At 65.4% G+C, this 22026-nt stretch carries 17 protein-coding genes; 3 read left to right on the top strand and 14 right to left on the bottom strand.

Annotated features, from left to right (window positions below):
* Positions 1-78: 78 nt before the first annotated feature.
* Entirely contained in the window at positions 79-630 is a 552-nt protein-coding gene (locus tag BRX37_RS09335; RefSeq protein WP_125986512.1) for an arsenate reductase/protein-tyrosine-phosphatase family protein, read from the top strand.
* Here the strand turns inward: BRX37_RS09335 and BRX37_RS09340 are convergent.
* The 4 genes from BRX37_RS09340 to BRX37_RS09355 all read right to left on the bottom strand — a co-directional run bounded on the left by BRX37_RS09340 (position 599) and on the right by BRX37_RS09355 (position 5802).
* The gene (locus tag BRX37_RS09340; protein ID WP_125986514.1) at positions 599-1807 is read right to left on the bottom strand and encodes a carboxylate--amine ligase; all 1209 of its coding nucleotides are present in this window, start codon (positions 1805-1807) and stop codon (positions 599-601) included. The genes BRX37_RS09335 and BRX37_RS09340 overlap by 32 nt on opposite strands.
* Entirely contained in the window at positions 1804-2784 is a 981-nt protein-coding gene (locus BRX37_RS09345) for a polysaccharide deacetylase family protein (protein ID WP_125986517.1), read from the bottom strand. Before BRX37_RS09345 ends, BRX37_RS09340 begins: the two co-directional genes overlap by 4 nt.
* A gap of 157 nt (positions 2785-2941) precedes the next feature.
* Entirely contained in the window at positions 2942-3439 is a 498-nt protein-coding gene (locus BRX37_RS09350) for a flavin reductase family protein (RefSeq protein WP_004209228.1), read from the bottom strand.
* Between the two features lie 101 nt (positions 3440-3540).
* Positions 3541-5802: an NADP-dependent malic enzyme gene (locus BRX37_RS09355; RefSeq protein ID WP_037509024.1), complete on the bottom strand. Its 2262-nt coding sequence runs from the start codon at positions 5800-5802 to the stop codon at positions 3541-3543.
* Positions 5803-5939: 137 nt separating this feature from the next.
* On the opposite strand from BRX37_RS09355, the gene mutS reads away from it, so the two are divergent.
* Together mutS and BRX37_RS09365 are read left to right on the top strand one after the other, a co-directional pair.
* A complete protein-coding gene (gene mutS / locus BRX37_RS09360) occupies positions 5940-8582 on the top strand; it encodes a DNA mismatch repair protein MutS (RefSeq protein ID WP_125986519.1) in 2643 nt (880 codons plus the stop codon).
* A 9-nt stretch (positions 8583-8591) separates the two neighbouring features.
* Positions 8592-11354: a [protein-PII] uridylyltransferase gene (locus tag BRX37_RS09365; protein ID WP_017499419.1), complete on the top strand. Its 2763-nt coding sequence runs from the start codon at positions 8592-8594 to the stop codon at positions 11352-11354.
* Positions 11355-11377: 23 nt separating this feature from the next.
* Here the strand turns inward: BRX37_RS09365 and BRX37_RS09370 are convergent, their stop codons facing one another.
* From BRX37_RS09370 to BRX37_RS09415, 10 genes are all read right to left on the bottom strand, one after another.
* Positions 11378-11878, bottom strand: a complete 501-nt coding sequence (locus tag BRX37_RS09370) for a L,D-transpeptidase family protein (protein WP_017499420.1) — start codon at positions 11876-11878, stop codon at positions 11378-11380.
* Positions 11875-12936 carry a GTP cyclohydrolase II gene (gene ribA, locus BRX37_RS09375; protein WP_125986521.1) on the bottom strand — a complete coding sequence of 354 codons (1062 nt, stop codon included), beginning with the start codon at positions 12934-12936 and terminating at the stop codon, positions 11875-11877. The genes BRX37_RS09370 and ribA overlap by 4 nt, the downstream gene beginning before the upstream one ends.
* Positions 12936-13733: an exodeoxyribonuclease III gene (xth, locus tag BRX37_RS09380; protein ID WP_037519266.1), complete on the bottom strand. Its 798-nt coding sequence runs from the start codon at positions 13731-13733 to the stop codon at positions 12936-12938. Before xth ends, ribA begins: the two co-directional genes overlap by 1 nt.
* A 247-nt stretch (positions 13734-13980) precedes the next feature.
* The gene (locus tag BRX37_RS09385) at positions 13981-14619 is read right to left on the bottom strand and encodes a LolA family protein (RefSeq protein ID WP_004209221.1); all 639 of its coding nucleotides are present in this window, start codon (positions 14617-14619) and stop codon (positions 13981-13983) included.
* 407 nt (positions 14620-15026) lie between these two features.
* Complete coding sequence (locus BRX37_RS09390) at positions 15027-17351, bottom strand: FtsK/SpoIIIE family DNA translocase (protein ID WP_037519264.1); 2325 nt, start codon at positions 17349-17351, stop codon at positions 15027-15029.
* A gap of 231 nt (positions 17352-17582) precedes the next feature.
* Positions 17583-18074 carry a GNAT family N-acetyltransferase gene (locus BRX37_RS09395; protein WP_125986523.1) on the bottom strand — a complete coding sequence of 164 codons (492 nt, stop codon included), beginning with the start codon at positions 18072-18074 and terminating at the stop codon, positions 17583-17585.
* Complete coding sequence (locus BRX37_RS09400) at positions 18071-18988, bottom strand: DMT family transporter (protein WP_164522440.1); 918 nt, start codon at positions 18986-18988, stop codon at positions 18071-18073. The genes BRX37_RS09395 and BRX37_RS09400 overlap by 4 nt, the downstream gene beginning before the upstream one ends.
* A 15-nt stretch (positions 18989-19003) precedes the next feature.
* Positions 19004-19234 carry a hypothetical protein gene (locus BRX37_RS09405; RefSeq protein WP_125986527.1) on the bottom strand — a complete coding sequence of 77 codons (231 nt, stop codon included), beginning with the start codon at positions 19232-19234 and terminating at the stop codon, positions 19004-19006.
* The gene (gene ispG, locus BRX37_RS09410) at positions 19231-20376 is read right to left on the bottom strand and encodes a flavodoxin-dependent (E)-4-hydroxy-3-methylbut-2-enyl-diphosphate synthase (RefSeq protein WP_125986529.1); all 1146 of its coding nucleotides are present in this window, start codon (positions 20374-20376) and stop codon (positions 19231-19233) included. The genes BRX37_RS09405 and ispG overlap by 4 nt, the downstream gene beginning before the upstream one ends.
* Positions 20377-20427: 51 nt before the next feature.
* Positions 20428-21729 (bottom strand): OmpP1/FadL family transporter, encoded by a 1302-nt coding sequence (locus BRX37_RS09415; protein ID WP_004209213.1) that lies wholly within the window; start codon positions 21727-21729, stop codon positions 20428-20430.
* Positions 21730-22026 lie beyond the last annotated feature (297 nt).

A 22026-nucleotide genomic window follows, 5' to 3' on the forward strand; every position in this document is an offset into this window, starting at 1 on the left:
CACAGGGGGAGGGAAATCGCAACCTGTTTGGGCTAAGGCCCTTTCAATGGATTCCCTGCTCCCCATCGGCACCGTCGCATGATCAACGCGCGGTTCGGCACATTTCGCGGTCTGGTGCGCCTGGCCCTGTCCTATCCGCAGCTCGCGCTGGGGCAATCGGCCACGCTGCGTCCAGACCCGGCCGAGGTGCGTCGGCTGGTCTTCGTCTGCCAGGGCAATATCTGTCGCAGCGCCTTTGCCGATGTGGTGGCCGGCAAGGCCGGCGCCCGCACGGCCTCCTTCGGCCTGTCGACCACCACCGGACGACCGGCCCATGATCCGGCAATCGCGGCGGCGCAGGCCCTGGGCCATGACCTGTCTGCCCACAAGGCGCTCGACAGGACGGATTATCAGCCGCAGCCGGGCGACCTGCTGCTGGCGATGGAAGTGCGGCAACTGCATCGGCTGGCTGCCGATCCGCGCCTGTCGCACCTACCACGTCAGTTGCTTGGCACATGGACACAGCCGATAATGCCGCATCTGCACGATCCCTATGGCCTGGACGATCGCTACATGGCGCATTGCCTGCAGCGGATCGAGCAGGCGGTGACGGCGCTGGTCAGGACTTATCCCGGCGCAACGCCTTCCTGACGATCTGCCCCAGATCGCGCAGCAGCGGCCGGGGATCGCTGAAACTGAAGACATAATAGCGCATGCGCGGGTCGAGGAAGCCCAGCAGATAGGTGGCAAGGTCGCGCCATGGGCTGGCCCGGAAGAAGGGATCGGCGATCTTACCGCCCATCAGCAATCGCAACAGGCGCTTGGTTTCCGGCACCATGTAGCGCGCGCGCAGGGTATCACGGGGCAGGGGCGCCGCATCCGTTTCACCCAGCACCGCCCGGCGATAGGCTTCCCAGGCGAAATGGGCATGGCAATGGCCGGCCAGCGGCAGGCTGCCCCAGAAACGACCATTCACCTCCATCAGCCAGTAATGACCGCTGCCTGCATCATAGCGATATTCGACCATGGCCGGCCCCTGCCAGCCGAGCGCGCGCAGCAATTGTTCGGACAATGCCATCTGTTGCCCATGGCGATCGCGCGGTTCGGCACGGCACAGGGTCGATACGCCCCCTTCGGGCGGCCATTCGTGCAGCCGGCGATGCTGGAAATGCAGGGTCGCATCGCCATCGGCCATGAACAGCATCTGTCCCAGGCCAACACCGCCGCAATATTGCTGGATCATCGGCCAGATACCGACCGGACGATAGCGGGCAAGCAGCGCCTGCAACGCATCCGGCGTCCGCACATATTCCGCCTTGATCCATTCCAGCCCGGCCCGTTCGAGGAGCGGCATCACCGCTGGCGGATTGGCCCATTTGGCGACCAGCGGATAGGGCATGGATGCGGCATGGGCCTGGAAATCGTCGCCGGCCATCGGTTGCCAGGTTTGCGGTATCAACAGCCCCTGCGCCGCCGCGGCCGCCAGGGTGCGACGCTTGTCGATCACCTGGTTGAGCGCTTCGACGCGCGGGACTAAGATGTGGCAATCGCCGATCATCGGCGGCAGCAGCGCCAGATCGAGCAGATCGGTCTCCGAAATGGCAAAGACGGCGCGGGCGCCGGTCCGGGTGATCAGATCGGGCAGCCAATCGGCCGCCGGGCCTGACGGCCGATCGGTGCTGTCCGTGCAATAGCGCGATGCCGCCGCGATCCCGCTTGCCGGCCCGACGCCATGGACCGGCACGCCATGACGGCCGAGTTCCCGGACGATGGTCAGGCTGATCGCATTTTCCAGGCCGATGACGATCGCGCAGGGCAGGCGGCTCACGCAGGCACCAGCCGATGTTCGTAGCGCCAGGTCGCCCAGGCCTGTTGCGCGATGCGCAGGCCGGTGCGCAGCCGGTTGGGCGGCACGCGGGTCAGCATGCGCGCGGGGGCATCGGCGAGCGCGGGCGACAGATCATGGAAGCCGGCAGGACGCATGCCCGGCGTCGCGGCGGCAGTCCGGCACAATTGCTCGAACCGGCGCATCACCGTGCGGTTCGGGCGCATCCGGTCGCGCGAGAGCATTTCGAAACTATGGGTGACGATGACGAAGGCATCATGACCTTCCTGCGCGGCGTGGCGCATGCCGGCGCGCATTTCGGCGGCCGACATGGCGCAGATCTGCGCCGGGCGGAAATGGCCGGGGCGGTCAGCAATCCCCGACACGGGCAGTTCGACCAGCCCCTGGGCGCGAACCGCGCCGATCTGGCCGGCGTCCATGCTGATGCCGCATCCCTGGCCGAGATAGGCCGGATTGACGCTGCTGTCCCAGCCGATGCCGATCGCCGCCAGCGCCCGCAGCGTATCGTCATTGGCGCCGAAATTGCCGGCCCGGAACGCGCTGATCCGCGGGGCGCCCGCCTGTTCCAGCAGGTCGCGACCAAGGCCAAGCAGGGTAATCTGGTCGGCCAGGCTGAAATCGCCGATATTGCGGCCCTGTCGCCCTTCGATCGGCGAATTTTTGGCCCAGGCCAGCCATTCGCTGTGCAGATGGAGCTGCACTTCATGCCCGCGACTGACGATGGCCGCGACGATGGGCTGGAGAAAGGCGGGACCGTGGATCAGCGCCGGCAGGGGATCGAGGAAGAAAACGCCCTTGAGGCCATGACGGTCCATCAGGTCCATCTGCCAGCCGATGCCGAAAGCACCGGCCGCCGTCTCGCCCCAGATCGACTGGCGCAGATTCTGCTCAAGACCGACGCCGCGCTGGTGCAGCGCGGCGGACAATTCGGTGTCGATGGTGATGAGCAGCGCAGTCATGATCAGTCCGATCCGGAATGGGGACGATGATAGACGGCAGACGTTAAGGAGCCGTGATGTTTCTGACCCATGTATGGATCATTACGGCTTTTTAACGAGCTTTACCCCTTTTTTCTTGCCCTCTTGCCCGATCAGACGGCGTCGCGCCGCCCGTTCCTCATGCGAGCAGCGAAAATTCGCCATAATTGCCCTGGAAGAACAGCAGCGGCCGGTCGGGCCGTTCCACTTCCAGCGCGACCACCTCACCCAGCACGATATAATGATCGCCGGCTTCATGCACGGCATGCAGGCTGCAATCGATCCAGGCGACGACATTGTCGATGATGGGCGATCCATTGTCGGATACGCGGTGTGACACGCCGGCGAACTTGTCAGGGCCCGGTGCCGCCAGCTGGCGACAGAGCGGCTGCTGATCGCTGGCGAGGACATTGACGCAGAAGCGGCCGATCTGCTGAATCCGCGGCCAGCTGCCCGAGCTTTTGGCCGGGAAGAAGGCGACCAGCGGCGGATCGAGCGACACCGAGGTGAAGGAGCCGACCACCATGCCGACCGGGGCGCCGTCCTCGGCGGACGCGGTAACGACGCACACGCCGGTCGGATAATGGCCCAGGACGCGGCGGAAGGTGGCACTGTCGATCATGGTTGCGCTGTTCATGCCATGGTCTTCCAGCAGACGATGGCGCAAGGCAAGCGAAACCGGTCAGAAACCAACCGGTCGTAGCGGATAGGGGCGGGGCTGGTGCCCCGCCACGATCATCAGAGTGCGATGCCGCCGGCGGCCAGCACGGCCAGCGTCAGCAACTCGGACGCGTTGGACGACATGGTCGCGATCTGCACCGACTTTTCCATGCCGACCAGCACCGGACCGATCATCGACGTGCCGCCCAGTTCGCGCAGCAGCTTGGCCGAGATGTTGGCCGACTGCAGCCCCGGCATGACCAGCACATTGGCTGGGCCGGACAGGCGGCTGAACGGATAATTCTTCATCACGGTCGGATTGAGCGCCGCATCCGGTGTCATTTCGCCTTCATATTCGAAATCGACGTCGCGCTGGTCGAGCAGCTTCACCGCATCGCGCACATTGTCGAGGAAGGCGCCGGGCGGATTGCCGAAATTGGAATAGGAGAGGAAGGCGACGCGCGGATCATGGCCCATGCGCCGCGCGACCGCGACCGTGCCCTCGGCAATGTCGGCCAGTTCGGACGCAGACGGCCGTTCATGCACGGTGGTGTCGGCCAGGAAGACGGTCTTGTCCTTGGTCACCATGACATGGATGCCGAAGGGGGTACGGCCGGCCGCCGGATCCATCACCCGCTTCACCTCGCGCAGGGTCTGGCCATAGGGGCGGGTGACGCCGCTGATCATCGCATCGGCCACGCCCATCTTCACCAGCAGCGATCCGAAGATGTTGCGGTCACGATTGACCATCCGCTCGCAGTCGCGACGCAGATAGCCGCGCCGCTGCAACCGGGCGTAGAGAAGATCGACCATCTCGGGCACCAGCGGCGAATTGACGCTGTTGTGCAGTTCGAAGCTGTCGGGATCCTGGACGCCCAGTTCCTTGAGCTTGTCGCGCACATGATCGCGGCCGACCAGCACGGGGATGCCATAGCCCAGCTCGCGGAACTGGATCGCGGCGCGCAGCACCACTTCCTCTTCCGCCTCGGCAAAGACGACCCGCTTGGGATTGGCCTTGGCGAGTTCATAGGCGCTGGTGAGAACCGAGGTGGTCGGGTTGAGCCGCGCCTTCAGGGAATCGCGATAGGCGGCCATGTCCGCGATCGGCTTCTGTGCGACGCCGGTATCCATCGCCGCCTGGGCGACGGCGGCGGGCACCACTTCCATCAGGCGCGGATCGAACGGCGCGGGGATGATATAGTCGGGGCCGAAGCTGTGCGAACGGCCATAGGCCTTGGCGACTTCCTCGGGCACCTGTTCGCGCGCCAGATCGGCAATCGCCTTGGCGGCGGCCAGCTTCATCGCTTCGTTGATGCCGGTCGCCCGCACGTCGAGCGCACCGCGGAAGATGAAGGGGAAGCCCAGGACATTGTTGACCTGGTTGGGGAAGTCCGACCGGCCGGTGGCGACGATCGCGTCGGGACGCACGGCATGAGCGTCAGGCGGCAGGATTTCCGGGTCGGGATTGGCCATGGCGAAGATGATCGGATTGGCCGCCATCGACTTCACCATATCCTGCGACATGGCGCCGGCGACCGAGAGGCCGAGGAACACGTCGGCGCCCTTGACCGCTTCGGTGAGGGTGCGCGCGTCGGTCTTGACCGCATGGGCCGACTTCCACTGGTTCATGCCCTCGGTGCGGCCCTGATAGATGACGCCCTTGCTATCGCACATGATGACGTTTTCGTTCGGCACGCCCAGCGCCTTGATCAGCTCGGTGCAGGAAATGGAGGCGGCCCCCGCACCGTTCACCACCACCTTCATGTCCTTCATGTCGCGACCGGTCAGCAGCGCGGCATTGATGACGCCCGCCGCCGCGATGATCGCGGTGCCATGCTGGTCGTCATGGAAGACCGGAATGTTCATCCGTTCCTTGAGCGTCGTTTCGATGACGAAGCATTCGGGCGCCTTGATATCCTCAAGGTTGATGCCGCCGAAGCTCGGCTCCATCAGTTCGACCGCGTCGATGAAGCGATCGACATCCTCGGTCTTCAGCTCGATGTCGATGGAATCGACATCGGCGAAGCGCTTGAAAAGGACGGCCTTGCCCTCCATCACCGGCTTGGACGCCAGCGCGCCGAGATTGCCAAGACCCAGGATCGCCGTGCCGTTGGAGATGACCGCGACCAGATTGCCCTTGGCGGTATAATCATAGGCGGTCGCCGGATCTTCGGCGATCGCGCGCACCGGCACCGCGACGCCGGGCGAATAGGCGAGCGAGAGATCGCGCTGCGTCGCCATCGGCTTCGACGCGATGATCTCGATCTTGCCGGGGCGGCCGGTCGCGTGGAAGAACAGCGCCTCGCGCTCGGAAAATTCCACATTTGACTTTTCGGTCATCGCGATACCCACATAATGGAACAATAGCGCCGCCCTAGCGGCAAGATTATCTTGTGGGCAAGTGCGAGAAGCGCAATTTTCCTGCCCTTTGGCGAAGCTCTGGTTTCAGCGGAGCGATCAGGCTATCCGCTTGCCCCATGGCCAATTCGACCTCCACCACCACCCAGCCTACCCCCATGATGGCACAATATTTCACCCTCAAGGCAGAGGCGCAGGATTGCCTGCTCTTCTACCGCATGGGCGATTTCTTCGAACTCTTCTTCGATGACGCCAAGATGGCGGCCGCGACGCTCGACATTGCGCTCACCAGCCGTGGCGAACATGCCGGGCAGCCGATCCCGATGTGCGGCGTGCCGGTGCATAGCGCCGAATCCTATCTCGCCCGACTGATCAAGGGCGGCCATCGCGTCGCCATAGCCGAACAGACCGAGACCCCGGCCGAGGCCAAGGCACGCGGCGGCAAGGCGCTCGTGGCACGCGCCATCGTCCGCTATGTCACCGCCGGCACGCTGACCGAGGAAACCCTGCTCGACAGCCGGCGCGACAATATGCTGGTCGCGCTCGCCCATACCGGTGGGGAAGGCGAGCTGGGCCTGGCCGCCGCCGACATTTCGACCGGCCGGTTCGAGACGATGACGGTGCGGGCGGGCGACTTGCCCGCCGAACTCGCCCGGTTGCGGCCGAGCGAAGTGGTGATCGCCGAAGGGTCGACATTGGAGGTCGCCAACAGCCATCCGTTCGACAAGGCGGCCTTTTCCAGCACCCGTGCTGAAGACGCGCTCAAGCGCCTGTTCGCGGTTGCGACGCTGGATGGTTTCGGCCAGTTCAGCCGCGCCGAACTGGCGGCGATGGGCGGGCTGATTTCCTATCTCGACCATGCGGGGAAGGGCACGCTGCCCTTCCTGGCTCCGCCGCTCCGCAAGACCAGCGGCGCCCATGTCGCGATCGACGCGGCGACGCGCGAGAGCCTGGAAATCGTCGCGACCACCGGCGGCACCCGTGCGGGCAGCCTGCTGGGCGCGGTCGACCGGACCGTCACCGGGGCAGGCGCCCGGCTGCTAGCACAGGATCTGTCGGCGCCGCTGATGGATGCGCCGCTGATCGACGCGCGGCTGGGCCTGGTGCAGCTGTTCCATGATGACGCGACGCTGCGCAGTCAGTTGCGTGCGGCGCTGCGGGCGCTGCCCGACATCGGCCGCGCGCTGGGCCGCGTTGCCGTCGGCCGGGGCAGCCCGCGCGATCTGGGCCAATTGCGCGACGGCCTGGGCGAAGCGCGATTGCTGCGCGAGCGGCTGGGGCGGCTGGCCGATCAGCCACTGCTGCTGACGCAGTTGCTGCCGGCGCTCGACGGGCATGGCGCGCTGGTCGATGCGCTGGCGCGCGCATTGGTGCCGAGCCCGCCGACCGAGACCAATAATGGCGGCTATATCGCCGACGGCTTCGACCCGGCGCTCGACGAACTGCGCCGCCTGGCCGGTGACGGCCGCCGCGCCATCGCCGCACTGGAAGCGCAATATCGCGAGCAGACGGGGATCAGCGCGCTCAAGATCCGCCATAATGGCGTGCTGGGCTATCATGTCGAGGTGCCGGCCCGCGCCGCCGACCAACTGATGCAGCCCGAAAGCGGCTTCACCCATCGCCAGACGCTGGCCGGGGTCGTGCGCTTCAACTCGATCGACCTGCATGAGCAGGCCGGACGGGTGGCGCAGGCCGGCGCCCATGCGCTGGTGGCGGAATCCGCCCATCTCGAAACGCTGATCGAGGCGGTGCTGGACCGCAAGGCCGACATCGCCCGCGCCGCCGATGCGCTGGCGCGGCTGGACGTTGCCGCCGCGCTAGCCGAACGGGCGGCCGAAGGCGGCTGGCAACGGCCCCATTTCGTGGTCGAGGACGGGGTTGGCCCCTGCCTCGACATTGTCGGCGGGCGCCATCCGGTGGTCGAGGATGCGCTACGCGCGCAGGGCCAGCCCTTCGTCGCCAATGATTGCCGGCTGGTCGCGACCGACCGGCTGTGGCTGGTTACCGGCCCGAACATGGGCGGTAAGTCGACCTTCCTGCGGCAGAATGCGCTGATCGTCATCCTGGCCCAGGCCGGCGCCTTCGTACCGGCGGAATCGGCGACGCTGACCCTGGTCGACCGCCTGTTCAGCCGCGTCGGCGCCTCCGACAATCTGGCACGCGGCCGGTCGACCTTCATGGTCGAGATGGTCGAGACCGCGGCGATCCTGGCGCAGGCGACCGAGCATAGCTTCGTCATCCTGGACGAGGTCGGGCGCGGCACATCCACCTATGACGGTCTCGCGCTCGCCTGGGCGGTGGTCGAAGCGGTGCATGAGGTCAATCGCTGCCGCTGCCTGTTCGCCACCCATTATCATGAGCTGACACGCCTGTCCGAAACGCTCGATGCGCTGTCGCTTCACCATGTGCGGGCGCGCGAATGGAAGGGCGACCTGGTGCTGCTGCACGAACTGGCCGAAGGGCCGGCTGATCGCAGCTATGGCCTGGCGGTGGCGCGGCTGGCCGGCTTGCCCCCCCTGGTGCTCAAGCGCGCCAAGGATGTGCTGGGCCGGCTGGAGGCAGGCAAGGCGAAGACCGGCGGCATTGCCGCAGGCCTGGACGACCTGCCGCTGTTCGCCAGTGTCGCGACGCAGGCCGAAGAGGTGGCCGATCCGCTGCGCGACGCACTGGATGGCATCGATGCCGACGCCCTGTCCCCGCGTGAGGCACTCGATCACATATATCGTTTGAAACAACTGGCCGCCGCCAGTCACCACGAGTAGACGAGAGCCATGGTCATGCAGTTCCCCAGCCTGGGGTCGCGCCGCGCGATCATTGACCGGCGCGCGATTTCCGACAGCATCAACGCCCTGGCGCAGGAGCACCGGGGCGATCCGATCAAGCTGCGCGGGCTGATCGTCAAGGAACTCAAGGCCGCTCTGGAGCATGGCCGTGAGGATGTCGCGCGCCGGCTGGAGGCAAAACCGACGCGCGGGCGCGAGGCGGTCACCGCCTTCGCCTTCCTGATCGACCAGATCTTGCGGCTGCTCTACGACGCGACCACCCATCATCTTTATCCCGCCGGCAACCGCAGCACCGGCGAGCGGATCGTGCTGATCGCGGTGGGCGGCTATGGCCGGGGCGAGATGGCGCCGCACAGCGATGTCGACATCGGCTTCATCACCCCCTGGAAGCCGACCGGCTGGACCGAGCAGATCATCGAATCCATGCTCTATTCGCTGTGGGATCTGGGGCTCAAGGTCGGCCACTCCAGCCGTTCGATCGACGAGACGATGCGGATGGCCAAGGCCGACCTCACCGTGCGCACCGCCCTGCTGGAAGCACGCTATGTGTGGGGCGACCGGGCGCTTTACGAGGAAGTGGCCGTCCGCTTCGACAGCGAGATCATGCAGGGCACCGCCCGCACCTTCGTCACCGAGAAGCTGGAGGAACGCGACGAGCGCCACCGCCGCATGGGCGACAGCCGCTATGTCGTCGAGCCCAATGTCAAGGAAGGCAAGGGCGGCCTGCGCGACCTGCACACGCTGTTCTGGATCGGCAAATATGTGAACCGGGTGAAATCGGTCGCCGAACTGGTCGATGTCGGCCTGTTGACGCAGAGCGAGCTGCGCCAGTTCCAGAAGGCCGAGGATTTCCTGTGGGCGGTGCGGTGTCACCTGCACATGATCACCGGTCGGGCCGAGGACCGGCTGACCTTCGACCTGCAGCTGGAAACCGCGACGCGCATGCACTTCACCGCGCGGGCCGGACGATCCGGGGTCGAGCGCTTCATGCGCTATTATTTCCTCAATGCAAAGGCGGTCGGCGACCTGACCGCGGTGTTCCTGGCGCATCTGGACGACCAGCTGGCCGAGCGCGGACGCCGCTATATTCCGTCCATCTTTCGCCGGCCCAAGAAGCTGGATGGTTTCGTGCTGGATCGCGGGCGGCTGGCGCTGCCGAGCGACGATTTCTTCCAGGCCGATCCGGTTCGCCTGGTCGAGATTTTCGCCGTGGCCGACAGGCATGGGCTGCAGATTCATCCGAGCGCGATGCGCGCGGCCAGCCGCGATGCCGGCCTGATCACCGCCAAGGTGCGCAAGGACGCACGCGCCAACGCCGCCTTCATGGATGTGCTGACCAGCCCGCGCGACCCGGAAACGGTGCTGCGCTGGATGAACGAGTCCACCGTGTTCGGCCGGTTCATCCCCGATTTCCGCCGCGTCGTGGCGCAGATGCAGTTCGACATGTACCATCATTATACGGTGGACGAGCATACCATCCGCGCCGTCGGCCTGCTGGCCCGGATCGAGAAGGGCGAACTGGCCACCGACCATCCGCTGGCGACCGAGCTGATGGGCAAGATATTGTCGCGCCGGGTGCTCTATGTCGCGGTGCTGCTGCATGACATCGCCAAGGGGCGCGGCGGCGACCACAGCATATTGGGCGCGGAAGTGGCAGAACATCTCTGCCCGCGCCTGGGCCTGACCGCCGCCGAGACCGAGACCGTCGCCTGGCTGGTGCGTTACCACCTGCTGATGTCGGCCACCGCCTTCAAGCGCGACCTGGCCGACTACAAGACGATCCTCGATTTCGTGGAGGTGGTGCAGAGCCCCGAGCGACTGCGCCTGCTGCTGTGCCTGACCGTGGTCGATATCCGCGCGGTGGGGCCGGGCGTCTGGAACAGCTGGAAGCGGCAGTTGCTGGGCGACCTCTATGATGCCGCCGAGGAAGTGCTGCGCCTGGGCCACAAGCAGAAGGGCCGCAGCGAACGCGTTGCCGCCAAGCAGGAGGCGCTGCGCGAGGCGCTGGGCATGGATGAGGCGACCTTCGCCGCATTCAGCGGCCGCATGCCCGAAAGCTACTGGATCGCCGAACCGGACGATATCCTGGTCCATAATGCCCGGCATATATTGGAAGCGGGCGACTCCTCGCTGTCGATCGCCGCGCAATATTATCCACAACGTGGTGCGACTTTGGTCACCGTCTATGCGACCGACCATCCGGGCCTGTTCTACCGCATTGCCGGCGCCATCCATCTGGCTGGCGGCAACATCATCGACGCGCGCATCCATACGACGCGCGATGGCGTCGCGATCGACAATTTCCTGGTGCAGGATCCGCTGGGCGGCGCCTTCCACAGTCCCGAGCAGCTGGCGCGGATCAAGGCGGCGATCGAGGATTCCCTGTCCAACCGCCACCGCATGATCACCAAGCTGGAAGCGCGCCCGCTGCCCCGCACCCGCGCCGAAGCCTTCCGCATCGAGCCCAATGTGCTTATCGACAACAAGGCGTCGAACCGCTTCACCGTGATAGAGGTGAATGCCCGCGATCGGCCGGCGCTGCTGTTTAGCCTGGCCAATGCCCTGTTCCAGTCGAAGGTGACGGTCCACAGCGCCCATGTCGCCACCTATGGCGAGCGCGCGGTCGATACCTTCTATGTCACCGACCTCTTGGGCGGGAAGATCGAGAGCAAGGCGCGGTTGCAGACGCTGGAGCGGCGGCTGCTGGAGGCGGCCGGCGGCGAAGTGGGCGAGGCACTGGAGCGCGCCTGATCGCTACTCAGGCGCCTAAATTCTCAGGCAATGGTCATGACGTCGCCGGGTGACAGCAACGGTAACAGGCGCAGCATGTCGTCGCGATCGACCGCAACGCAGCCGGCGGTCGGGCGCCCTTCGGACAGATGGAAAAAGATGGCGCTGCCCATGCCCGGCACCGGCGGCGCATCATTATGGCCCAGGATGACGATCACGTCATAGGCGTCGTCGCTGCGCTGCAGGCTTTCGGTCGAGAAGGGCCGGGGCAGGCGCACGGGACGGTTATAAGCGGGATCAGCCGGATCATCCGACCAGCCATCGCCGGCATGGGTCCAGCGCCAGGGCAGGGCGATGCCGGTGGCGGAGACCTTGCCGGAGCGCAGCAGCACAGCGCGGATCGGCCAGCTTCCGAGCGGCGTGCAACCATCGCCTTCGCGCTTGTCGGCGGCCGCACAGGCGCCGCTGCGGCCGATGGTGCAGGCCATGTCGAGATCGCCGAAGCGCAGCCGCCCGGCGGCGGCATCGACATGGATGACGCTCATAGCTGGTGGCCGGTCCGGTCGCGCTTGGTGGCGAGATAGCGTTCATTATGCGGGTTGGCGGGCAGGATGATCGGCAGCCGCTCGACCACCTCGATCCCCGCTGCCTGCAGCCCGGCAACCTTCTGCGGATTGTTGGTGAGCAGGCGGACCCCGCCAATGCCCAGCAGATCGAGCATCCGCGCCGCGACCGAGAAGTCGCGCGCGTCGATCGCGAAGCCCAGCCGCACATTGGCGTCGACCGTATCGAAGCCCTGATCCTGCAACGCATAGGCGCGCAGTTTGTTGACGAGGCCGATGCCCCGCCCTTCCTGCCGCAGATAGAGCAGCACACCCCATTGGGCGTCGGCGATCTGGTGCAGCGCCTGCTGCAATTGCGGGCCGCAATCGCATTTCAGGCTGCCGAACACGTCGCCGGTCAGGCATTCGCTGTGGATGCGGATGACCGGGGGCGATGCATCGCGCTTGCCGACCACCAGCGCGACATGCTCGCGCGGCTCGTCGGGGCTGCGAAAGGCGATGATCTCCGCGCTCTCGCTCGCCGATACCGGCAGGCGGGCGCGGGTGGCGATGGCGAGGTGGATGGCATCGTCATAATCGGCGACATCATCGGCGCTGACCTCCGCCTCGACCGGGCCGTCGCCTTCGGTGAGGAAATAGGCGGGCAGGATACCGGCCAACCGGGCCAGGCGCAGCGCGGCCTTGGCCGCCTGTGGCGCCGGCAGCGCGCGCGCACGGAACGGCCCCTTGAGCGGCGAGGCGAGGTCCAGCACCGGATCGGAAATCGAGGTCGCGACATCCGCGTCGATCCACGGTGCCCGCTCGATCAGCACCGGCAGGTCGGGATCGGCCGCCGCCAGCTGGTTGGCGAGCTTCAGCGTCTCGGCGCGGGCGGCGGAAATCAGGATATCGGCCTGCCCCTGCGGATCGAAATCGGCCAGCGTCACCGCATCCGCGCCCTCGATCGCCATCAGCCGGATCGCGCCGTCGGGCGCGGTCAGGCGGATCGCCCAGCCGCGACGCAGCGCATCGATGGCGCGGGCAGCATCCCGCCCGTTCATCAGAAGGCGAACTCGGTGATGATCGGGATATGGTCGGACGGCTTTTCCCAGCTGCGCGCGGGTTCGACGACACGGTGGGCGACCGCCTTGTCGGCGACATCCCTGGTCATCCACATATGGTCGAGGCGACGGCCGCGATCCGACGCCGCCCAATCCTTCGCGCGATAGCTCCACCAGGTGTAGAGACGCGCCGGGGCAGGGTGGAAATGGCGGCCAATATCGACCCAGTCGTTCGACGCCTGCAACCGGCCCAGCAGCGCGCATTCGACCGGCGTATGGCTGACCACGTCGAGCAGTTGCTTGTGGCTCCAGACGTCACATTCCAAAGGCGCGATGTTGAAGTCGCCGGTCAGGATGGTCGGCTTGTTGTCGAGCGCGCCGGACCACTCGATCATCCGCTCAATGAAGTCGAGCTTCTGGCCGAATTTCGGATTGACCGTGCGGTCGGCGACATCGCCGCCGGCAGGGACATAGACATTCTCGATCCGCACACCATTGTCGAGGCGGATGCCGACATGGCGCGCTTCGCCATTGGCCTGCCAGTCGAACCGGTCATCCTCATGGATCGGCACCTTGCTCATGATCGCAACGCCATGATGCATGCGCTGGCCGTTCAGCACCTGATGGACATATCCCAGGCGCCTGAACATGTCGGTGGGGAAAATCTCGTTCACCACCTTGGTTTCCTGCAGGCAGAGAATGTCGGGCGCTTCTTCGGTCAGGAAGCGTTCGACGATGTCGATCCGGGCGCGGACGCTGTTGATGTTCCAGGATGCAATCGAAAGGGTATCGGCCATGAAAAGCACCTAGGGTGCCGCGCGCCCGCGCGCAAGCGCCGGACAAAGTAAGACCCCCGCTCCGGGGGCGTGGAACGGGGGTCTCGATCGCGCCCTTGAAGCGCTTTGCGACGGGAGCGGTGTGCCGGGTAACAGGGGGGAAATCCCGGTCTGCGTCTCTCGCCGTGATCTCTATCTAGGCGATCCGATATGAGCGGCAGATGAACGATGGCAGAAAGTTTTCAGCCCATCGTTCCTGTGGCCCGCCCTAGCCGTTCGGACGGCCGCGCGGACGCGGATCAGTCCAGCGGAAGGCGGAATCGGCAACCGGCACGCCATATTGCTGGTTCGACAGGCGCACCGCCGTGCGATTATTCTGCGCGTCGAGCGCGACCCAGCCATAAAGCTCCAGCCCGGCCGGTGACGCGGGCTTGCGCTTGAAGATCATGGTGATGGTGCCGAACTCGGGCCGCTTGGGATCCTTTGCCTGCACGCTCAGCACCGTCGGGTCGCCGGTGGGCACGACGGTGCCGAATTTCGACAGATCCTTGGTCGGGTCGATCAGCGCGGCCAGCGGCGAATTGCCGATCGGCCAGCGCTGCACCTGGCGCACTTCATAGTCGATTAGGGTCAGCGCCTTGCCATCACCCACGATCAGCAGCGGCACACCCTTTTCATATTGGAAGCGGATCTTGCCCGGCTGTTTCAGGGTCAGCTTGCCGGTCAGCACCTGACCATTGCGGTCGGTCTGGCTGAAATCGGCGGTCAGGGTGGTGACGGCGCGGATATAGGCATTGACCTGATTGAGGTCGGACGGTGCCGCCTGCTGGGCAAGGGCATAGCCCGCCGGCACCGCAACCAGCGCGGTGGCGAGGGACAGGGCGACAGGCGCGAGGATGCGCTTCATGCAATCATCTCCGGGTTGTTCGGAAAAGGGGGCATAGGAGGTGGGGCTTGAACCCGCTGTGAACCTTGCTGTTCCATCGAAGGGAAAGGATCGATCGGAAAGACCAGACGGGGGAGAGCGGCCGTGAAATGGCTGGCTCGATCCCCCGTGCTCCCGCCTCGCCATGCCGGTCTTACCGGCGGCACCGCTCCAATTATGTTTATCGGCGCGGCAGCAGCGACGCCTGCCTAGACCGATTCGCGGACAAAAAAAAGGCTGATCCGAAGATCAGCCTGAAAAGTTTTTAGGAGAGGATGCCTGAAAGGCCTGTTCCTAATGTCCCAAAGCCCTTGTCACGACAAATGCGAAGGCAGCAAGCATGGTTGCACGGAACGCAATCGCTCAAGGAAAACAGGCATTTCGTAGCGTCAGAGCGGATTGCCATTCTCGTCACGCAGCACTTCACGGCGGCCGACATGGTTGGGCGGACCGACCAGCCCTTCTTCCTCCATCCGTTCGATCAGGCGTGCGGCGCTGTTGTAGCCGACTCGCAGCTGGCGCTGCAGCCAGCTGGTCGAGGCCTTCTGATTCTCGAACACCAGCTGGCACGCCTTGCGAAACAGCTGCGCGTCCGGGCTGTCATCGCCCAGGTCCACGCCGTCGAGCGCGAAGCTGCCTTCTTCCGGCTCTTCCGTGACCGCCTGGATATAATCGGGCGATCCCTGCGCCCGCCAATGGTCGGCGACCACGCGCACTTCATCGTCCGAAACGAAGGGACCATGGACGCGCATCAGGCCCTTGCCGCCATGCATGTAGAGCATGTCGCCCTTGCCCAGCAGCTGTTCGGCACCCTGTTCGCCCAGGATGGTGCGGCTGTCGATCTTGCTGGTCACGAAGAAGCTGATGCGGGTCGGCAGGTTCGCCTTGATGACGCCGGTGATGACGTCGACCGAAGGCCGCTGGGTCGCGAGGATCAGGTGGATGCCGGCAGCACGCGCCTTCTGCGCCAGACGCTGGATCAGGAATTCGACTTCCTTGCCCGCCGTCATCATGAGGTCGGCCAGCTCGTCGACCACCACCACGATCTGCGGCAGCGGCTGGAAATCCAGCTGCTCCTCCTCATAGATCGGCTTGCCGCTTTCGGGATCATAGCCGGTCTGGACGCGGCGGCCGAGCGGCTTGCCCTTGGCCTTGGCGGCGCGAACCTTCTCGTTGTAGTTGGCGAGGTTGCGGACCGAGATCGACGCCATCATGCGATAGCGATCCTCCATCTGCTCCACCGCCCATTTGAGCGCGCGGATCGCCTTGCTCGGTTCGGTCACGACCGGGGCGAGCAAATGCGGGATGTCGTCATAGGTCGACAGTTCCAGCATCTTGGGATCGATCATGATCAGGCGCAGCTGGTCCGGCGTCATGCGGTAGAGCAGCGACAGGATCATGGCGTTGAGGCCGACCGACTTACCCGAGCCGGTGGTACCCGCGATCAGCAGATGCGGCATCGGCGCCAGATCGGCGATGATCGGCTCGCCCGAGATATTCTTGCCCAGGATGATCGGCAGGGTCGCTTCCGCACCGAACTGCTCGCTGGTGATGAGTTCGCGGAAGGACACGCCCTCACGATTGGTGTTGGGCAGTTCGATGCCGATGACGGTGCGGCCGGGAATGGTCGCGACGCGCGCCGACAGCGCCGACATGTTGCGGGCGATATCGTCGGCCAGCGCGATCACGCGGCTCGCCTTGATGCCCGGTGCCGGCTCCAGCTCATACATGGTGACGACGGGACCGGGGCGAACCTCGACGATATTGCCCTTCACATGGAAGTCGTCGAGAACGCTCTCCAGCAGGCGGGCGTTGCGTTCCAGCGCCGCCTTGTCGATCTTCTGGCCCTGATTGGCGGGGATGGGGTTGAGCAGGTCGGCCGACGGCAGCGAGCTGTGGCCGAACAGATCATCCTGCGACACCGGCGCGGTCGAGCGCTGCACCGGGGCGGGCTTGGGCGCCTGGATGGTAATCGGCGGCTTGGGCTCGTTCGACACCTGCTTGCGCGGCGCGATCACCCGTTCGACCGGGCCGTCATCATCCTCGTCCAGATCGACCGCTCCTCCCTGTCCCGCAAAGGCGAGCGAGGGGCGCGGCAGGCTGAGCCGGGGCAGGGTCGGGCGGCGGATGGTGAAGATCGGCTTTTCCAGCGCCAGGCTGCGATACCAGACGAAGAGGCCTGCCAGCATGGCCACGACCACCAATATGCCGATGATCCAGCCCTGCGCGGCCGGCGCCTGGGCGGTCAGGCTCATCACCCCCTTGGCGGTGACAAGGCCGATCATGCCGCCCCAGCCGGAGGGCAGGCCGACCAGCGGATCGGGCTGGAACAGGGCCAGCGCGATGCCGATCAGGATGATGCCGACCAGGCATTTGCCGAACTGCGCCTTCCACCCGATCATCTCATGATCGCCCCACAGGCGACGGGCGGTGATCCCCATCAGCGGCAGCAGCAGCGCGATCGGCACGCCGAACAGCAGCAGCAGCATGTCGGCCACCATGGCGCCGGGCGCGCGCATGATATTGGCGACATGATCGCCCGCCACCGTGTTCATCGACGGGTCGCTGGGCTGATAGCTCAGCAGCGCCAGCGCCAGGAACAGGGTCGCCAGAAACAGCGAGATCGCCCCGATCAGCGCGCCGCTGCGCACGATGCTGCGCTTGAGCATTTCGCGCCATTCCGGCGCGCGCTTGGCTCCGCGGCTGACAGCCATGGTCAAATGTCCCCCAAATGTTCCGTTCCGGCACAATGCGCCGAGCCAGGAGTCCTCGTCAAGCCTGCGGCCCCTCGGCTCGTCCCGCCCCATCCGCAACATTGCGTATGTCGCGGGCCTGGGGCGCAGGCGCAAAATGGGCGGCGAAAGGAGATGTCGCCATGTTCGCCTCTTTCTATCCCGCCTTTGTCGTGATTGCCCTGAGCAGCTTTGCGATCGTGCTGCTGGGCGTCAGCCTGCAGGATGCGATGCGAGGGCGCTGAGCGCGTCGCCATCTACGCGCTGCACGGTCCATTCGTCCATCGGCCGGGCGCCGATCGCCCGGTAGAAGGCTATGGCCGGCGCGTTCCAGTCGAGCACCGACCATTCGAGCCGGGCGCAGTCGCGCACGATCGCCAATCGGGCGAGACGGGCGAGCAGCGCCTTGCCGGCGCCTAATCCCCGCGCTTCGGGCAGGACGAACAGATCCTCCAGATAGAGGCCCGGACGCCCCTCGAAGGTCGAGAAATTGTGGAAGAAGAGGGCAAAGCCGATCGGCGCGCCATCATGCTCGGCGATCAGCACCTCCGCCATCGGTCGGGGACCGAACAGATAGCGAGCCAGCGTCTCGCGGTCCGCCTTCACTTCATGGGCCAGCTTCTCATAGTCGGCGAGCGCCAGGATGAAATTCGCGATTGCATCGATATCCGTTGATTGCGCGTCCCTGATGATGACCTTGCTCATGCCGCTCCCGCTTCCACATGGGCGATATCCGCCCGTTTCGTGCGCGCGGCGATAAGGCAGCCGGCGACGATCAACAAGGCACCGGCAAGGGTGGTGAGCGTCAGTTGCTCGCCAAAGGCCAGCCAGCCGAAGATCGCGGCCCAGACAAAGGCGGTATATTCGACCGGGATCAGCCGCTGGGCCTCCGCACGCGCATAGGCCCAGGCGAGCGCGGCGAGAGAGGTGAAGGCCAGGATGGCAGCCAGCAGCACCAGCGGCACCGCCGCTCCGGTCGGCACGATCGCCCAGGCCGGCGCGCCGATCGCAAACACGCCCAGCATGACCAGATGCTGGAAGAAGGCGACCTCGATCGGCGAGGCAAGCTGGGCCTGCTGGCGCTGGAGGATCAGGTTCCAGGCGAACAGCATCGCCGAGAGCAGCACCGCGCCCGCCCCCATCAGCGCATCGCCATCATAGTCACCGCGCATCCGCCCCGACAGGATCACGCCCACCCCGACCAGGCCGAGCAGCGAGGCGCCGATCGCCTGCCGCCCGATCCGTTCCTTGAGCATTAAGGCCGCAAGATAGAGCGCGATCAGCGGTGCGATGAAGGAGAGGGCGATGGCTTCGGCCAGTGGCAGGCGCATGATCGCCCAGAAGAAGAAGCTGGCCATCAGCGCCACGACAACGCCACGCAGCAGATGCAGGCGCAGCACGGAGCGGTTTGGCCAGCGCTGGCGGGTGGCGAGCATCAGGACCAGCCCGAGCAGGCTGCCGGTGATCGCGCGCCAGAGCAGCGCGTTATAAAGGCCGATCGAGAGGCTGAGCCCCTTCATCGCCGCATCCATCACCGAAAAAAGCGCGACGCCAAGGCAGCAGATGAGGAAGGGCAGCAGCACGGATGGGCTGCGGGGAGAGGAAAGCGGAAGATCCATCGACGGGTGAAGGGATCAGTCGCGACCGGGGCCGACGATCCTGCCGATATGCAATTCGTCGATATGAAGCCGGGTGATCCGCGCCTTGCCGATGCGCAGTCGACCGATGGCCAGGGCGCCAACCGCTATTGCCCCCAATGCGATTGCGCCCAGGACCAATGTCCCAATAGCGGACGTGCCGACCGCCTGCGCACCCGTGGCGCTTGCGCCATGGGCGATGGCGGACCGGTCGGCGCTGTCCGTCATTCCGCCGCCTGGACCTGTCCCGCGTCGCTCGCCGCCGCCTCGATCTCGGCCGCCTTGGCCTCGACCAGCCTGACGATATGGTCGACCATGTCGGCATCCTGGATCGTGTGATCGGTAACGCCCGACAGATAGACCATATGCTTGCCATTGCCGCCGCCGGTCAGGCCGATATCGGTCTCGCGCGCTTCACCCGGACCGTTGACGACGCAGCCCAGCACCGAGAGCGAGAGCGGCGTGTTGATATGCTGCAGCCGTTCCTCCAGCGCCTGGACGGTGCGGATCACGTCGAAGCCCTGCCGCGCGCAGCTGGGGCAGGAGATGACCTTGACGCCGCGGGTGCGGATGCCGAGCGTCTTGAGCATCTCATAGCCGACCCGCACTTCCTCTTCCGGTTCGGCCGAAAGCGAAACGCGGATCGTGTCGCCAATGCCAGCCCAGAGCAGGTTACCGATGCCGATCGCGCTCTTGACCGTGCCGCCGATCAGGCCGCCGGCTTCGGTGATGCCCAGATGCAGCGGGCAATCGACCGCATCGGCCAGCTGCATATAGGCCGCGACCGCCAGGAACACGTCGCTCGCCTTCACGGCGACCTTATATTCGTGGAAATCCTGGTCCTGCAGCAGCTTGATATGGTCGAGCGCGCTTTCGACCAGCGCTTCCGGGCAAGGCTCGCCATATTTTTCGAGCAGGTCGCGTTCCAGGCTGCCGGCATTGACGCCGATGCGGATCGAGCAATTATTGGCCTTGGCAGCGGCCACCACTTCCTTCACCCGCGCGGCCGAACCGATATTGCCGGGATTGATGCGCAGGCAGGCAGCACCGGCATCGGCGGCTTCCAGCGCGCGCTTATAGTGGAAATGGATGTCGGCGACGATCGGCACGCGCGCGGCGCGGACGATCTGTTTGAGCGCCGCGGTCGATTCCTCGTCGGGGCAGGACACGCGGATGATGTCGACGCCGGCATCCTCGCAGCGACGGATCTGGTCGATCGTCGCCTTGACGTCATGGGTCAGCGTGTTGGTCATGGTCTGCACCGTGACCGGCGCACCGCCGCCCACGGGGACGTTGCCGACCATGATCTGCCGCGACTGCCGTCGGGCGATGTCGCGCCAGGGGCGCAGGCCGGGATTATGTTCGGACATGAAAAGGGGCTCCAGATCTCTGGAGCCCCCTATAAGCATTAACGCGGCGTTTTAGAAGCGCGCGGTCAGCGATGCGGCAACCTGGTCCGCATTGCCGCTGGTCTGTGCCAGGGTCGTGGCGGTGACGGTGGCCGGCGACGGGAAATAGCTGTCCGGGCGAATGATGTTCGCCTTTTCCACCCAGGTATGGGCGTAGGCAACGTTCAGCGCGAAGGCCGGCGAGATATTCCAGGTCGCGCCGCCCGTCAGCCACACGCGGTCGCCATCGGGCACGCGGGTGGTCAGATGCTGCGGATTGGTCGGCGAACGGTCGAACATGGTGCCGGCGCGCAGCGTGAAGGCGGGGCTGAAATCATATTCGCCGCCCAGGCTGACGCTGTAGCTGTCCTTGTAATCCAGTTCCTTGTTGGTGGTGCCGGTGGCCGAGGTGACCTCGATCCCCTTGAAGCTGGACCAGCCATACCATTTGCCGGTGATCATCGCGCGCAGGTTCGGCGTCAGCTTGTGCATGAAGGACACGGTGACGATATCGGGCAGGTCCAGCGGTGCCGAGGCATCGAACTCGCCATTGGCGGCGCTGAGCGGCGTCACCAGGCCGGAAATGGTCTGGGTGCCCTTGAGCTTGTGGTTGATGCCCGACCGATAGTGGACGCCGACATTGGTGGTGCCGTTGGTGTAGAACAGGCCGGCGTTCCAGCCGACGGTCCAGTCGTCGCCCTTCAGCTTGGTGAAGCCGTCGGTGGTGACCAGCGGCGACACCTGCGGCAGCGCGTTGGTCAGGTTCGCCTTCACATATTGCACGTCGACGCCACCGCCGATCGAGAAATTGTCGTTCAGCTTGAACGCGGCCGAAGGCTGGATGTTGTAGGTCTTGAGGTCGGTGTAGATCGAGTCATAGCGACCGAAGAAACCGTCATCATATTCCAGCTTCAGGCCGAAGGGCGCATTGACGCCGAGGCCCAGCCACAGCCGGTCGGTGACCTGCGCCGAGGCGTAGAAATTGGGGACCGGGATGACGCTTTCGAACGGCTGGCCGCCGTCATTGCCGGTCACCGGCACGCGGGCGGTCGAACCGGGGACCGAGCGATAGCTGCCACGGTTGGTCTGGTGGGCGGAAGCCATCAGGGCGTTGACGCCGGCCGAAACCTGGACGCCCGACAGCTGGGTCATGGCGGCAGGGTTGAAATAGATGGTCGAGGGATCGTCACCTGCAGCGGCGCCGCCAGCCATGGCGCGGCCGGTTTCCACCGGCGACTGTTCCTGAAGATAGAAGCCACCGGCCAGCGCCGGCATCGGTGCGACAATCGCGCCGGTCAGCAGGATGGTGGGAAGAATGCGACGGCGAAGGGACATGGCGTTTCCTCTGCTAAAAACTCATTTGGCCATTTGGTGCGGGCGCTTAAACGCCTCATGCGACTTATGGAACCATGCGCATAACAGCTATCCCGACGATTTCTACAGGCGCCAATGACGGATTTCCGCGATTTTTCGCTCAATTGCCCGGATTTCGGCCGGCTGGACGCTACGGCAAGTGCCGCCCTGTTGCGCCAACGTCACAGGTCAAAAAAAAAGCCGCCCCGAGGGACGGCTATGAAGTTTTAGGAGAGGATGCCTGAAAGGCGAGTTCCTTTTGCGGCCAGGCGGCGTTCG

It is taken from the genome of Sphingomonas sp. S-NIH.Pt3_0716, assembly GCF_003950715.1.
Classification (GTDB): domain Bacteria; phylum Pseudomonadota; class Alphaproteobacteria; order Sphingomonadales; family Sphingomonadaceae; genus Sphingobium; species Sphingobium yanoikuyae_A.